We start from the raw sequence: 16,057 nt of genomic DNA on the forward strand, positions 1-16,057 counted from the left end.
TCCAGATTATTTATATACTATAATTTAATGTTATAAAAAGTTTTTTTGAGTGATATTTCTTTTGATAAAGCTTCACGAATAATTCCAACTATTTTATCACTTACTTTTCCATCACCATATGGATTTTTTGTTTTATTAAGTTGTGTATAAAAACTATCTGATAACGCCAATTGAATAGCTTTACTGATAGCTTCTTTTTCAGGCTCACAATTAATAAGTGATTCGGCTTGTATTCTACCTTTTTGACGGTCGCCAATATTAACTGTAGGAACTTTAAAAGATGGTGCTTCTATAATACCACTAGAAGAATTCCCAACAACTGCTGAAGCTAGTTTCATAGCACTTAGATACCTTAATTGACCCATAGAAGTAAACGCAAGGGTATTCTCTAAATGCTCATTTGCATATTCATCAATCATTTCATTAATGATACGTCCATCTGTATCAGAATTGGCTTTTGTAAAAATAATAGTAGCATTTTCTATTGTCTCTAATGCATTTAAAAGATTTTTAAACTGAACTTCAGAGGTCGCATCCTCTAGAGTAACAGGATGAAAAGTTACCAATAATAATTCTTTTTGAAAAACTATCCCTAAACTTTTCTCTAATTCATCTTTATTCATTAAAGGCATTTTTCTAATATTTTCAATTCCAATTGCTCCAACGTTAAACACTCGTTCCGGACTTTCTCCAAGTTGAATCACACGTTTACAGTACTCTTCCGCACTTGTAAAATGCAACCAACTCATTTTAGTAATGGCATGTCTAAATGCTTCATCAAAAGCACCTTCCGTTGTTTCTCCACCATGTAAATGAGCAATTGGAATACGAGCGACCGAGGCTGCCGTTGCGGCTACAAAAGTTTCATAACGATCTCCTAAAAGTATAACCATATCAGGCTGTAAACGATCAAAACATTCAGAAAAACCAATCATTCCAAGCCCCATTGATTTTGAAATTCCAACAGGGGTGTCAGAACTTAATAAGATGTCAACTTTTTCATTAATAGTATAGCCGTCCGCTTCAATCACCTTATAAGTCAATCCAAATTCTGGTGATAAATGCATACCTGTAACCAGTAACTGTAATTCTAAATCTCCAGCTTGCTTTATTTGCTCAAGCAGAGGCATCAAGAGCCCATATTCAGCCCGCGTACCTGTAACGATACATATCTTTTTCATCGTTTAATCAACTCATCTGTCTGATAATCTTTGGTGGATTTTGAACCGATCATTTCATCCCATAACATAGGAGAAATCCCTGTTCCTGGACGTTTAACATCTAAATTTTCTTCTGAAAAAACCTCACCCATTTTAATAGGTGTTTTTGCAACAATACTTTTGCGTGCAATTTGTTTGTTTTTTCTTTCTGATTCTGTAGGAGTTTTAACACCTGTCCCTAATGATTGTTCGATATTACGTATACTTTTAACCATCTGTTTTAATTCATCTGGTTCAAGGCTTGCTTTATGATCAGGGCCTTCCATTGTTTTATCCAACGTAAAATGTTTTTCAATCATTACTGCTCCTAATGCAACAGCTGCTATTGGAATTTCAATTCCTAGAGTATGATCTGAATAACCAACTTTTACTTTGAACGCATCTTTCATCGTATTCATTGCTGTAAGATTTACGTCACTCATTGGTGTTGGATACTCTGTATTACAATGAAGTATCGTAACATCTGTAGTGCCATTATCCTTCAATACTTCTAAAGCAGCTTCGATTTCGCCAAGAGTTGCCATACCGGTAGATAAGATAATTGGTTTCTTTGTCTGTGCAGTTTTTCTTAAATAAGGTAAATTAGTTATCTCACCTGAAGGAATTTTAAATACACTAAGATCTAAATCTACTAGTAAATCAATGCTTTCCAAGTCAAAAGCGGAAGACAGAAACATGACTCCTTTAGAAGTTGCATAATCCATTAATTCTTGATGTTTATCATAATCTAATTCAAGTTTCTTAATCATATCATATTGATTTTCATCATTATTTCCAGTATTGGCTTTTTGATACTCAGCTTTTTCAGCATTCACTGTTACCAACTTGCTTGCTTTAAAACTTTGAAATTTAACAGCGTCAACACCTGCTTCTGCACCTTTTTCAATCAACTTTTTGGCAAGTTCAATACTACCGTTATGGTTCACGCCTGCTTCTGCGATAATAAATACTTTATTCATTAGTTGCCTCCTTACATGGATTTCCGTAAGCTATTTTAAAGCTTCCTATGTTACGAATGACGACACTTCCTGCGCCGATAATAGTCTCTTTGCCTATTTCAATACCCTGAATAATAGTGGTATTGGTTCCAATATGAGTTGATTTACCAATATTCACATTACCACTAAGAGTAGATCCTGGGGCTAGATGGCAATAATCACCAATGGTGCTACCATGTTCCACGATAGCACCAGAGTTTATGATGGCAAGTTTACCGATTTCTACAGACGCATTTACAATCACACCTTTACCGATAAAAGTTCCTTCATTTATAGTTGTTCTATTGGAAATAATTGCTGTTTTATCTTTTATAACTGGAAAAGAGAATCCAAGCTCTTTAGCCTGTTGAAACAACTTTTGTCTCAATTGTGTATGACCAATGCTGCCTAAAGTAATAAAGGCATTTTGAATGCCTTTATTATGCCACTTTTGCAAGTCTTCATCAACACCAATGACAGGGATTCCACTTATAGTTTCTCCCACTTTTTCTGGTGTATCTAGTACACCAATAATCTCAAAAGAAGAATTTCCCATAATAGAATCAATTACACTTTCACAATGACCGCCGCCACCAATTAAAAGTATCTTCTCCATTTACCTAACACCCAAGCTATCAATCATATTTTCCATTTCTTTGATTTGTCCCATATCTAACCACGAATTTTCACTTACGGGAAATACACCTACTTTAAGCCCAGCATTTTTTGCATTCATGATAACATCTGGTAAATCGGCAAACTCATTATTTGGAACAAAATCTAATACTTTAGGTTCCATTAAATACATTCCCGTATTGATTAAGTGACTATATTCTGGTTTTTCAACCGTACTTTCAAGTAGCCCATCTTTATCTAGTTTTAATACACCATAAGGAATTTGAGTGTTTTTTAGTGAAGCAACAAATGTAATATCATTTTTATTTTTTTGATGGAAATCCATTACATCTGTATAGTCTGTATCTACTAAAATATCACAGTTCGAAATAAAAAACGTTTCATTTAAATAATCACGCATCAAAGATAAGCTACCACCTGTACCTAAAGGTTTGTCTTCTTCTACAAACCTAAGTTGATACGCTCTTTCTTCTTCACTAAAGTAGCTCTTGATCATATTTTTTTTGTAATTTACACTAACGATAAAATTTGAACAACCGTAATTATGGAACTTATCAATAATTCTTTCCATAATTGGAGTATCTCCAATTGGAATTAATGGTTTAGGTAAGATTTTAGTGTAAGGGTACAGTCTTGTCCCCTTACCTCCTGCCATAATGACAACAGGTGGGTTTATTTTCTTACCTTGTATCAATTCGTTAGATTTAAACATGATATTTCGAATAGATTGATCCTCATTTAAAACAGGAATAGAATCAATTTTTTTCTCCATCATTTTCATCGCGCCATTACTTGATTCATTCTTTAAAATAAACACAGGTTTAGTATTCATAGCGCTTGTTACAACAGTTTGAATCGATTCATCTCTTAAGATAAATCTTCTGATGTCTCCATCAGATAACGAACCTATTAGCTTGTTTTCTTTCGTGACATAAATAATTTTTCGAGCGTTTTTATCCATTTGTTCCATTGCTTCTTTAATAGTTGTTTGTTCTGAAACAACAAAATCAGTTATCTCCATAATTTCCTCCCACTCATAGCAATTCATTTAAGCATTCCGATACATAACGAACCTCATCTTGAGTAAGGTTTGAGCTGCAAGGGATATTCAAAATATGATTGACATAGTAATCTGCTTTTTCAATTTTATAAGATTGGGAATCCGTGTAAGGTTTTTGTTCATGAATCAATCCCCATATAGGACGAGTTTGAATCTTTTCAGTTTGTAACTTCTGTATAAGCAGTTGAATATCTGGATTCCCTTTAATGTTTAACGAATAGAACCAGTAGTTAGGTCGTATATTTTGATTAAAGTCCATTAACTCAACTGTTTTATTGCTTTCTAAAAGTTCTTTATATAAATGATAATTCGCTTTTTTTGTTGCAATAAAATCTTCTAAACGTTCTAGTTGGCCTACTCCAAGGGCCGCTTGTAAATTAGTCATGCGGTAATTATAGCCAATATCGCCATGGATGAAATTTAATGTATCATCTTTTGCTTGTGTTGACAGATAGCGAACATATTCTAAGTCCTCTTTATTTTTAGCTAAAATCATACCCCCGCCGCCGGTTGTCATAATTTTATTTCCATTAAAAGAAAACACACCAAAGTCTCCTATTGTTCCAGCAAATTGCCCATTATATAACCCATCTGTATAGTAAGATCCTAATGCTTCTGTAGCATCTTCAATAAACTTAAGGTTATATTTAGCAGCTATATTCATTAACTTTTCCATATCTAATAAATTACCAAAAACATGTACTCCTAGAATTGCTTTTATATGTTTTTTAGAGCGATTATTGATTAATTTGCCTTCTTTAAATGTACATTCTTCTTCGATAAACTGTTCTACTTTAATTGGATCTAAACACAACGTGTCATCACAATCCATAAAAATGGGTTCTGCTCCGACATAACGTATAGGATTAACAGCTGCAATAAAGGTTAAAGTAGCTGTTATGACTTCATCGCCTAAACCTACCCCACTTTGGATCAACGCTAAGTGCAATCCTGCTGTTCCACTCTGTACAGCCACTGTCTTTTCAACATGTACATACTCTGCAACATTTTTTTCAAATGTTTCAATGTAACTTCCACCAGTAGATACCCACTCATCTTTTACTGCTTCAGTGACGTACTCTAATTCATTACCTTTAATATTGGGTACAGATAATGGGATAAATTTTCTTTCCATATTGAAAGCCTCCTATATATTATAAATATCTGTTTTGTAGCTATCCATATTGTTCTTTAAGAATTCAATTGTTTCAGCTAAACCTTGTTCCAAAGTATAAGTTGGCTTCCAATCAGTTAAACGCATAATTTTTTCATTAGAGCCTAAAAGACGGTTAACTTCACTTTTTTCTGGACGTAATCTTACATCATCTGTAATAATTTTTGCATTCGGGTTGATTTGACGAATCATCTCATTTGCTAATTCACCAATAGAAATCTCTTGTTGTGTTGCAATATTTATTTCTTCACCAATTGTATTTTCAGCTTTAGCTAAGGTAATAAATCCATTAGCCGTATCTTTTACGTAGTTGAAGTCACGAGTTGGTGTTAAAGAACCTAATTTAATCTCTTCTTTTCCAGCTAATAATTGAGTAATAATTGTTGGAATTACTGCTCGAGCTGATTGTCTTGGACCATAAGTGTTAAATGGACGAACAATTGTAATTGGCATATTAAAGCTTCTATAAAACGATTCAGCCATACGATCTGAACCGATTTTAGTAGCTGAGTATGGAGATTGTCCTTGGAAAGGATGGTTTTCATCGATTGGCACGTATTGAGCTGTTCCATAAACTTCTGATGTAGAAGTTACTAGAACACGACTAGTCCCTAAATCTCTTGCAGCTTGTAATACATTTAAAGTACCTTTAATATTCGTATCTACATATGAATCTGGTGAATGATAACTGAACGGAATAGCGATCAATGCTGCTAAATGGTAAACCGTATCAATCCCCTTCATTGCTTCTCTGACTCCATTTGGATCACGAATATCTCCTGTGAAAACATCAATTTGACTTAAAATTTCTTTAGGAAGACTGTCTAACCATCCCCAAGTATTAAATGAATTATAATAGGCAAATGCTCTTACCTTTTCTCCTTTTTTTACTAATTCTTCTACAAGGTGGCTTCCAATAAAACCATCTGCTCCTGTTACTAATACTGTCATTTTTTTCTCTCCTCTATCTTATATAAGATTCTATCATTTTATATACCATTAAATTTATCTACACAATTATATCATATCATTTACCATTTTTCTCTTACCTCATACACAATTATCTGGCTACTAATTATTTTATGATTTTCACGTGACTTGGAATACTATAGTTTGCGCCAACATCCGTTTCTTCTTCTAATCCTTTAGATGATACTTTATCAAATAATATTTTTATTGTCTGAAGCATTATTTTAATATCTAACAATAATGAATATTTTTTTATATAAAGCAAATCAAAATTTAATTTACTGTTGAAGTCAGTAGCATACTTTCCATAAACTTGTGCATACCCGGTAATACCTGCTCTTACATTGTGTCTTAAATAATAATATGGGTTTTCTTTTTTAAACTGATCTACAAAAAATGGTCTTTCTGGTCTAGGGCCTACAACTGACATATCTCCTGTCAATACATTAAATAGTTGTGGCAACTCATCAATTCTAAGTGCTCTTAAATACTTTCCAATAGGTGTAATTCTTGCATCATTAGATGTAGCTAAAACTGGACCTGTATCTTTTTCTGCAGTTGCACTCATCGTTCTAAATTTTAGTATTGGAAATTCCTTTCCATCTTGCGTTATTCTTATTTGTTTATAAAAAACTGGTCCTTTTGATGTCAATTTTATTAATACAGCTGTTATAAGCATAAATGGTGATGCAATAACAATTAATAAAAGAGAGAATAGAATATCAACTATTCTTTTTATAGCTCCATCTTCTGAAGGGATTTTAAATTGAGAGACTTCAATAATACTCTCATCTTCAATATTCATTATATTTGGATTGACTAAAACTAAATTTTCAAAACTAGTATTTAAAAATAGTTTTTTATCGCTTTCCATCAGTAATTCGTAAATTTTCATTTTTTCTTGTTCGTTTATTCTACTAGCCAGATAGACAATATCTACTTCATCTAAATGTGCTTTAACATTTTTAAAACAATTTGATATGACTGCATACGTGATGACGTGACGTTTGCTTTTTGAATTTTCAAAGTTAAATACCGCAGAATTCACGTCTTTTTCAAAACCAACAACCATTACTTTTTTGCTACCACTCATTTTTTCGTATATTTTATATACAAGAACTCTCCAGACAAATAAAAAGACTGTACCTACGACTAGACTGATAAGTAATACTGATCTAGGAAAAGCGAACCATCTTCCTGCAAAGGTAACAGCCATTATAGCTAAAGTTAGAATTAACTGGACAATAATTGTAATATATAAGAAGTCGGTCAATGATTTATTGTATAAAATATATACACCGAATAAAATGTTTAGTATGACGAACGTTATTACAATAAAAATAAACGCATTTTTATATGTTTCATAATTTCTCTCTGGAACTGAATTTCCAAATTTTAAATAAAAAGAAAGCAGCATTGAAAGATGCAACAGAATGATGTCTACTATTCCTATCACAACTTTTTTTGTTTTGCTAAACTTCTCTTCTTGGTTCATGATTTTTCCTCCCAACAACAATTCTGATTCACATTTATAATCAATTTATAGTACCATAATTTTTTACTATAAACAAAAAACGTTATACGGACTAGATTTTTTATATTTATTTTAATAGTTTTCTTTTAATTTTTCTTTTCTCAAAGTAATCATCACCCATGAAAATAAAAATCAACAACAGAAATATCCAAAATTCGGGTGACAAATATCCTCCTTTTTGAAAATTCAAACAAACAAATAAGAGTCCTAATTTAACATTAGATAACAGAACATAAGCCGTTAATAGACAAAATAGTAAAAAGGCAATCAATCCTAAGTCTGATAAAATATAAGCGTATATATTCCAAATTGATGGAGTATGTCCGACTCCGTTACCCATGAAGATATGTTCGCGATTTATATATTGCCAACTCTCTAATAGTCTCCCACGTGCTGAATTATCCGTCCCATCTAATATAGACAATGTCCTGTCTATTATGGTTACTTGTATAGTATCCCAAAACAAACTGATAAGTACAATTATCGCTACTAAACACATTAAGTAAAACCAATTAAATCTTATTCTTTTTATATTAGTTATAGTGAAAAAGTGTAATAATTGAATAATCAGCATGATTGCTATGGAACTGTATGAAAAGGTTAATACTATTACTATTGTAATAAACAGATTAATGTATTTGTTTATTTGAATATTGCATTTATTAAAATAGTTTATGCCTAGTACAATATTTAAGTAATACCCTAAATAAGATGGCTCTGCAAAAATACTTCTTGTTCGATATAAATTTTCAATACCGTCATAGAGATAACTTGTTGCATCCGTTCTGGTAAATTTCCAAAAAAATTCATACGGTAATGTACCATTTAAGTATATCGCTAGGGTTATATAGATGCCTATTATACCCACTATAAGGGCAATAACATTTATGATTTTCAAAAATATTTCTTCTTGCTGTCTATTTTTAACCAGATTATAACATCCCATAAGGACAAAGGCATAGAACGCTATTTTAATTAATGCTGCAATACCTGTTTTTAAAACAAATAAATCATTCATATAATAATTAAGCACTATGTTGGCTGATATAGTGCCTAATAATATGAATAGCCCCATGATTTGCCTAATCGTTAGTCTATAATTATTACTTACCATTAAGCAAACAACTATAAATCCAAAGATAAAATCACTCATTGAGAATATTCCGACCATCCAATCTGTTACCGTAGAAGCTATCCCTAAGCTGATTAGAATTGTATACATCCATATTGTATTATTTTTATTATTAAATTCTACCCAATTATGTGTTAAAGCTTCTATTTTCAAAGGGTTACCTACTTTCAAATAGCTTATTTATATTTAACTGTATTAAAAGCTTGTGGACGATCAGCTGTTTTGTTAAATAAATACTCTATAGAGTCTAAAATTCTTTCACTTGCCAGTCCATCACCATAAGGATTATTTGCTACAGCCATTTTTTTGTGCGCCTCTTCATTTACTATTAGATTTGTCATTTCTTTTATAATCGTTTCAGTTTGAGTACCCACAAGTTTAAGTGTACCTGCTGCTACTCCCTCAGGTCTTTCTGTTGTATCTCTAAGAACAAGAACGGGTACGCCTAACGAAGGGGCTTCTTCTTGAACGCCCCCAGAGTCTGTCATAATTAAATAGCTTTTTGCAGCTAAATTATGGAAGTCCACGACTTCAAGTGGAGCAATTAAATGAATCCTAGGATGATTCCCTAAAACTTGTTCAGCCATTTTTTGAACAACAGGATTTAAGTGAACCGGATAAATGATCTCAACCTCTTCCTGTTGATCGACCACTTGGCGTATCGCTTTAAACACTCTTTCCATTGGCTTTCCTTGATTTTCACGACGGTGCATCGTCACTAAAACAAGTTTGCTTTTCGGATTGATATTTTCTAAGACATTATGATGATAGTCTTTTTTTATCGTTTGTTTTAACGCATCAATCGCTGTATTTCCAGTAACGAATATCTTTTCTTCAGGGTGATTTTCTTTTAATAAGTTCTGTTTGCTTTCAGTTGTAGGAGCAAAATAAATGTCTGCAATGACATCGGTTAATTGACGGTTCACTTCTTCGGGAAAAGGAGCGTATTTATCCCAAGTCCTCAATCCAGCTTCTACATGCCCTACTTTAATTTGGTTGTAGTACGCAGATATACTCGCAGCAAAAGTAGTAGTCGTGTCTCCGTGGACTAAAACAATATCTGGTTTAGCTTCTTTCATCACTTTGTCTAAACCAATCAGTACATTCGATGTGATCTCAGACAATGTTTGATTTTCCTTCATAATGTTTAAATCATAGTCTGGAGAAATATCAAATGTCTGCAATACTTGATCTAACATTTCACGATGCTGTGCTGTTACAGCTACAAGAGATTCAAACCGGTCAGACTGCCTATTAAGCTCTTTTACTACAGGAGCCATTTTTATAGCTTCTGGCCTAGTTCCAAAAATGGTTAGTACTTTTATTTTTTTCATAAGATTAACCTCCTACGATTAGACTATTTTTATTTTTTTATTAAATGACTTGCTACTTGTCGTTGCATACTAATATACGCTTTGTCTATCATGCTGATATTTTTAAGTTCTTTAATGGTATCCTTTTTTTCATTTTTATTTAGCTTACTATTCAACAGTCCTGAATAAATCGACAGCATTTGTCTTTTAATTAATTTTTTTTGTTCTTTAGAATACTTTTTGTCCAAATACAATTTTTCTAATTCTTTATAAATGACGATATATGAATCAACTGTTCTTTTTAATCTCTCTTGACTTTGATTGGTCATGATCGAATTTTCACGGTATCTTCTATTATAATGAAACTCATTTGCATAGATCATTGAGTGACTATTTAAAAAGATTTGAGTAGTAAACAGCTCATCTTCATGCAAGATTCCTTCATAGAAAGAAAGAGTGTTTTTTTCTATGACTTCTCTCTTCACCATATAAAGATATACAGGAGATGCAAATGTTCGTCGGTTCACTTCGAAAAGGTTTTGTGTATAAAGTATTTCTTCTTCTAGCCTATGACTAAAATCATAATTATTTTGCTCAATTGGTTCATTCAATTCATCTAAAAATGCTCTACCATTAAATCGGATAAGGTCTGCTTGATTTTTTTCCATTAAGTAAACCAATTCTTTGATAGCATTTGTTTCTAAATAATCATCTGAATCAACAAATAGTACATATTTCCCATTTGCTGCTTTTAGTCCCGTATTTCGTGCTCCTGAAAGTCCTTTATTCGCTTGTTCAATAAACTGAACTCTGCTGTCTGATAGGTAGGGTTTCACTTTTTGATTGCTTATATCTGTACTCCCATCATCAACGACAATAATCTGCAGTTCTTGGTAGGTTTGTTTTACAATAGAATCTAAACATTCTTCAATATACATTTCCACATTGTACACAGGCACAATTACTGAAACTAAGGGCGTTATCTGCACTTTATTCTTCCTTTCAAACTACTTTACTTTTTCTTAATGACTTCTTTTAATAATTTCATTTGTCCTGTAAGAATCAGCCCTATAATAAATAGAATCACAAATGCGATCCCATTGATCATAAGATTAACAAAACTTGAAAATGGAAAGCGCGGAATGATAACAAAAAATACAACTTGGATTATGGCCATGATAGCGGGTTTTACTAACGCTTTTCCAACCTCAATAAAGTTCGAGTTGAATAAACGGTACATTAACAAATAATTTGTTTGGATAAAGTTTACTGCAAACGCCATAATAACCATCAAAGCCACATACTCAATTCTGCCAGCCGCGATTCCTGCTAAAATAGCTGACACAGTAACTACTGCGGACAAAATCCCCGAAAGCAATAACAAATCGGTTCGATTAGCCGATTGAAAAATGGAGCCCGTACTACTTAAAATCATTTGTATCCAAACAGAGACCGCTAATATCTGAAAGGTTGCCACACTACCGCCCCATTGATCACCAAATAAAAACAGCACGATATCACTAGAATTGAAGAATAAAAATACTGATAATGGTAATCCAATAGTTGCTAAAATAGTTGTAATTTTTAAATACACGGATTTGATTTTTTCTAAATTCGTTTCATAATCCGACATGATCGGTTGAATAACTGGAGAAATCACATTAGTCAAAATTTGATTGGGGTAGAGAGATACTTGATACGCTTTATCATAAAAAGCTAAAGAACTCGCTGAAAAATAGCGTCCAATCAACATGCTATCTAAATTTCTCGAAAAGTAATTAATAAAATTAAATAAAAACTGGTTCTTTGAAAAACTAAAAATCTTTTCCATAGGCTTTTTGTCGATTTTTAAACGAAATGTTAAATTTGTTTTGAAATAAAAAACAATAAACAATAATGCTGCTTTTACTGTATTGCTAATGATCAACGAATAATAGCTAAAACCATTAACAGCTAACACAATTGACACCACACCTGATGCAATATTGGCCATCACAGTCACAATGTTTACCGTACTGAACTTCTTCTCTCTTAACAACATCGATTGAGGAACAACTAAAATGCCATAAAAGAACACGCAAATGGCTAATACCATACTGATGGGTTTATATACTTCGTTGTTGTAAAAAGCACTGATTGGGTAACCTAGAAAGACAAAAACTATTCCTAAGAATAAAGCTAAGTAGAGTGAAAACCCAAAAATACTATTGATTTCCTGTTTCGACAATGTTTTATTTTGAATGATTGCTGGGCCGATTCCAAAATCAGCTAACATTTGGAAAAATATCAAAAAGACATTCACGACTGCGACTATTCCATACTCTTCTGGAGTTAATATTCTTGATAGTACCGCAGTAACCAACAGCTGGATCACAACGTTGGAGTATTTCCCTAGTGCACTATAAAAAATACCTTTTTTAAACTCATCAGCCATTCCCATACTTATCAACTCCTTTATTCATTAATAATTAACCAAATTTCTTTTTAATCACGTTAAAGCTCTTCTGAAATTTCTTTCCTACTGTTACTCTCAACTGCATCAACTTTAATGCACCAGAATATTTTTCGTTTCTCAACAGTAGAATTAATATTTTAACAAACGAGTTCTTTTCTTTTTCTGTCTCAATTTCGGAAATGGCTTGGTTAATCTTCAAATCATCCATTAGTTCTTCGATTCGTTCTATTTTATCAACCTTAGTTAATGGGCAATCTTCCCAAGCTAAGTTACTCAATTCTAAATAAAGCGCACCCCAATATTGTTGATTCACTAGATCACGGTACTCTTTTTCCTTACCCCAATACACCATCCAGGTTTCAAAGCCACTGGCAATTGTGTATTCATAAAAAAAGCGTTCTTTACGGTAGCGATTAACAGCCGAACCTTCTCGAAAGACATAATGATAATAGGCTTTTTGATGGTAATAAATAGTTTGGATATTCATTCCTACTTGTTGATTAAACAAGGCATCTTGCCCCACTTTTTGATTCGTGAATCGACAGTTGTGTTGCTTTAAAAAATCGTGTTTGTATAATTTATTCCATAAAGCATAAGGAGATAAAGAATAGTGTTTTCTAAATTGGTCTCTAAAGGCTTCTTTTGTTAAAAGTCCATTTAACTCAGGTTTTTTTTCTATTTTCGTAATATGGCCTTCTTTATCTACTCTTTCATCATAGTACCCACAGACCACCACATCAGCATTTGATTCAATTGCTTTTGCAACGGTTTCTTCAATTAAATTAGCTTCAAAATAATCATCTGGATCCGCAAAATAGATGTACTCACCAGTAGCTCTATCCAATCCAGCATTTCTAGCAAAACCTGAACCGGTATTTTTTTGATGAATGACAGTTATACGTGGGTCTTTTGACTGATATCGGTCGCATATTTCTCCAGACGCATCGGTTGATCCATCATTCACTAAAATAATTTCAATATTTTTATACGTTTGATTCAGCGCACACTGGATTGCTTTTTCCAATTGCTCGGCAACATTATATATAGGCATAATAATTGATACTTTCTTCATTTTATACCCCTTTCATTTTACTGACACAATGACTTGCCTATTATAGCATAATCAATTAACTGAAACATTACAGTTTTCTAAAGTCTGTTCTCCGTTTTCATTGTAATCTTTACCAAATTTTAACTTGGTTTGCGTTGACATATTTTCTTTCAATGAGTAGACTTAACCTTGTTGGATAGAACTATTGAAATTAAAATTCGAAAAAAAAGAGGGATATTATGGCCATTTTAGTAACTGGTGGCGCTGGTTATATCGGCAGCCATACAACTGTAGAATTATTGAATGCTGGTCACGATGTTGTCATCGTGGATAATTTTTCAAACAGCAAACCTGAAGTGTTAAACCGAATTAAAGAAATTACTGGAAAATCGTTTTCTTTTTATGAAGTAGACGTATTAAATAAAACAGAGTTAGAAGCGGTTTTCAAACTTCATGACATTGAAGCTGTTATCCACTTTGCGGGCTACAAAGCTGTAGGCGAATCCGTTAGCGAACCGTTAAAATATTACCACAATAACTTAACCAGCACTTTTGTTTTAGCTGAGTTGATGGAAACTTATAATGTTAAAAAAATGGTTTTCAGTTCTTCTGCAACAGTTTACGGGATGAACAATATTTCTCCGTTAACAGAAGACTTGCCTTTAAGCACAACAAATCCATATGGCACGACTAAAATGATGATTGAACAAATCTTACAAGATGTTTATGTTTCGGATCCTTCTTGGAGTATTGCGCTGCTTCGTTACTTCAACCCTATTGGAGCTCACGAGAGCGGACGAATTGGAGAAGATCCAAATGGGATTCCAAATAACCTAATGCCTTACATCACTCAGGTTGCTGTCGGTAAACGGGATCAATTAAGTGTATTTGGTGGCGACTATGATACTGCAGATGGTACAGGCGTGCGTGATTACATCCATGTAGTTGATTTGGCTAAAGGCCATTTAAAAGCTGTTGAGAAAGTTCTCTCTACTGAAGGCATCGAAGCTTACAACCTTGGAACTGGCATTGGTTACAGCGTACTAGATGTCGTAACCAATTTCGAAAAGGCTACAGGCAAAAAAGTTCCTTATACCATTACTGATAGACGTCCTGGCGACATCGCTACGTGCTATTCAGATGCTTCAAAAGCTGCTACAGAACTTGGCTGGAAAGCTGAACACACACTGGAAGATATGTGTCGTGATTCTTGGAAATGGCAAGAAACGAACCCTAACGGATACGAATAAAAAAAAGCTAGATAAGTGTCTTATTCAAAAAGCTCATCCCATTTTTGATGATTTATGTCATCAGAAATGAGAATGAGCTTTTTTTGACTACTTCTATCGGCATGAACCGTCACTCTTTCGTGCAGTGACCTTCCATGAAACAGTGAAGAGGAAAATTGCCTCTACTCTTTCGTGTAATCGCTCTGCTTGAAAGAGTGACACAAAGTAAAGACTCCACTTTTCCGTCAAGGATGATTCCTCGTAAAAGTGATCTAAAAAAAAATTTCACTCTTCTATGGAAGAGTGAATTACAAAAGTTAATATGAAATTATTTTTTTATGACATATTTTTTGTTAGAAAAAATCTTTATTTTAGATCGAATATATTTTCTTGTACGAAATGGCGTTGGCTCATTGATAGACCCATTTTGATAAACATCAATAGCTGCGTTAATTACTGCGCCTGCAGTCATCAGTGCCCCAATAACCTGTAGCCAGATCAACATGATCATGAATGTTCCAATCGTTCCATACGTTTTTGCACCAAAAGCAAAGTATTCTACGTAAATAGCAAATACTTGGGAAACCAACATCCAACCAATAGTTGAAATTGCTGCTCCAGGAAGAACACTTTTTAAGGTTACTTTTGCATGTGGAACAAAGTAATACAACACACAAAAAATAACAAATAGGACACTCACCGTTACGGGCCACCTTAAACTTTGAAAAGCCTCACTAATCATTAAAGGCAATTCAAATACTGGAGTAATGTATTCCAGTATCAATTGACCAAATCCGAAAACAATGACCAGTACCATAATACACAAAATCATTAGCGTCGTTAAAATTAGCGAAAACAAACGAATGATCACAATATTTCTTCTAGGCTCTACACCATAAGCTTTATTCATACTTACTTGCATTGCATTCATTCCTCGACTGGCTGACCAAAGTGCTCCAATTACGGCAATGGATAAAATACCCCCACTGCTTTGACTAAACCAATTCATCAACAAGTTCTCTAATTGATTAAAAAAGTAAGTTGGGACAACATTTTCTATATAAGGTAATAGTTCTGCGGCATCTAGATGCAAGTATGGCAATACATTGCCAATTACAACCATAACGGGGAAAATGGATAATAAAAAATAGTAACTAATAATAGCTCCTGAATTCCACACTTCAGCTTCCCTATATTTTTGAATAAGGATGACACTAAATTTTTTTACTACCTTTACTGTTTCTTCTTTCTTCGATTCTATCTTACTTAACTGACTATTTGCCAACGTCTTTAAACCCCTTTTTCGA

At 33.2% G+C, this 16,057-nt stretch carries 14 protein-coding genes; 1 reads left to right on the forward strand and 13 read right to left on the reverse strand.

Translation table 11 applies throughout. The features are described 5' to 3' along the window. Positions 1-17: 17 nt before the first annotated feature. The 12 genes from neuC to ABS911_RS00845 form a co-directional block, all read right to left on the reverse strand. Positions 18-1,181: a UDP-N-acetylglucosamine 2-epimerase gene (gene neuC, locus ABS911_RS00790; RefSeq protein WP_350465820.1), complete on the reverse strand. Its 1,164-nt coding sequence runs from the start codon at positions 1,179-1,181 to the stop codon at positions 18-20. Then, entirely contained in the window at positions 1,178-2,179 is a 1,002-nt protein-coding gene (gene neuB / locus ABS911_RS00795; protein ID WP_350465821.1) for an N-acetylneuraminate synthase, read from the reverse strand. The genes neuC and neuB overlap by 4 nt, the downstream gene beginning before the upstream one ends. Continuing rightward, positions 2,172-2,813: an acetyltransferase gene (locus ABS911_RS00800; protein WP_350465822.1), complete on the reverse strand. Its 642-nt coding sequence runs from the start codon at positions 2,811-2,813 to the stop codon at positions 2,172-2,174. The genes neuB and ABS911_RS00800 overlap by 8 nt, the downstream gene beginning before the upstream one ends. Continuing rightward, the gene (locus ABS911_RS00805) at positions 2,814-3,854 is read right to left on the reverse strand and encodes a nucleotidyltransferase family protein (protein ID WP_350465823.1); all 1,041 of its coding nucleotides are present in this window, start codon (positions 3,852-3,854) and stop codon (positions 2,814-2,816) included. Between the two features lie 13 nt (positions 3,855-3,867). After that, positions 3,868-5,028: a LegC family aminotransferase gene (locus ABS911_RS00810; RefSeq protein ID WP_350465824.1), complete on the reverse strand. Its 1,161-nt coding sequence runs from the start codon at positions 5,026-5,028 to the stop codon at positions 3,868-3,870. Between the two features lie 12 nt (positions 5,029-5,040). Continuing rightward, positions 5,041-6,018, reverse strand: a complete 978-nt coding sequence (locus tag ABS911_RS00815; RefSeq protein ID WP_350465825.1) for an NAD-dependent 4,6-dehydratase LegB — start codon at positions 6,016-6,018, stop codon at positions 5,041-5,043. 124 nt (positions 6,019-6,142) lie between these two features. Continuing rightward, on the reverse strand, positions 6,143-7,531 hold the full coding sequence (locus ABS911_RS00820; RefSeq protein WP_350465826.1) for a sugar transferase: 1,389 nt from the start codon (positions 7,529-7,531) through the stop codon (positions 6,143-6,145). Positions 7,532-7,637: 106 nt separating this feature from the next. Further along, complete coding sequence (locus ABS911_RS00825; protein ID WP_350465827.1) at positions 7,638-8,855, reverse strand: O-antigen ligase family protein; 1,218 nt, start codon at positions 8,853-8,855, stop codon at positions 7,638-7,640. Between the two features lie 23 nt (positions 8,856-8,878). Then, entirely contained in the window at positions 8,879-10,036 is a 1,158-nt protein-coding gene (wecB, locus tag ABS911_RS00830; protein WP_350465828.1) for a non-hydrolyzing UDP-N-acetylglucosamine 2-epimerase, read from the reverse strand. A gap of 29 nt (positions 10,037-10,065) precedes the next feature. Then, the gene (locus ABS911_RS00835) at positions 10,066-11,004 is read right to left on the reverse strand and encodes a glycosyltransferase (RefSeq protein ID WP_350465829.1); all 939 of its coding nucleotides are present in this window, start codon (positions 11,002-11,004) and stop codon (positions 10,066-10,068) included. A 23-nt stretch (positions 11,005-11,027) separates the two neighbouring features. Beyond that, positions 11,028-12,455, reverse strand: a complete 1,428-nt coding sequence (locus ABS911_RS00840; RefSeq protein ID WP_350465830.1) for a lipopolysaccharide biosynthesis protein — start codon at positions 12,453-12,455, stop codon at positions 11,028-11,030. Positions 12,456-12,483: 28 nt separating this feature from the next. After that, complete coding sequence (locus tag ABS911_RS00845) at positions 12,484-13,542, reverse strand: glycosyltransferase family 2 protein (RefSeq protein WP_350465831.1); 1,059 nt, start codon at positions 13,540-13,542, stop codon at positions 12,484-12,486. 218 nt (positions 13,543-13,760) lie between these two features. On the opposite strand from ABS911_RS00845, the gene galE reads away from it, so the two are divergent. Then, on the forward strand, positions 13,761-14,771 hold the full coding sequence (gene galE, locus ABS911_RS00850) for a UDP-glucose 4-epimerase GalE (protein ID WP_350465832.1): 1,011 nt from the start codon (positions 13,761-13,763) through the stop codon (positions 14,769-14,771). Positions 14,772-15,078: 307 nt separating this feature from the next. On the opposite strand, the gene ABS911_RS00855 is transcribed toward galE, so the two are convergent. Further along, on the reverse strand, positions 15,079-16,035 hold the full coding sequence (locus ABS911_RS00855; RefSeq protein ID WP_350465833.1) for a YihY/virulence factor BrkB family protein: 957 nt from the start codon (positions 16,033-16,035) through the stop codon (positions 15,079-15,081). Between the last annotated feature and the right edge of the window lie 22 nt (positions 16,036-16,057).

This window comes from Carnobacterium sp., assembly GCF_040274425.1.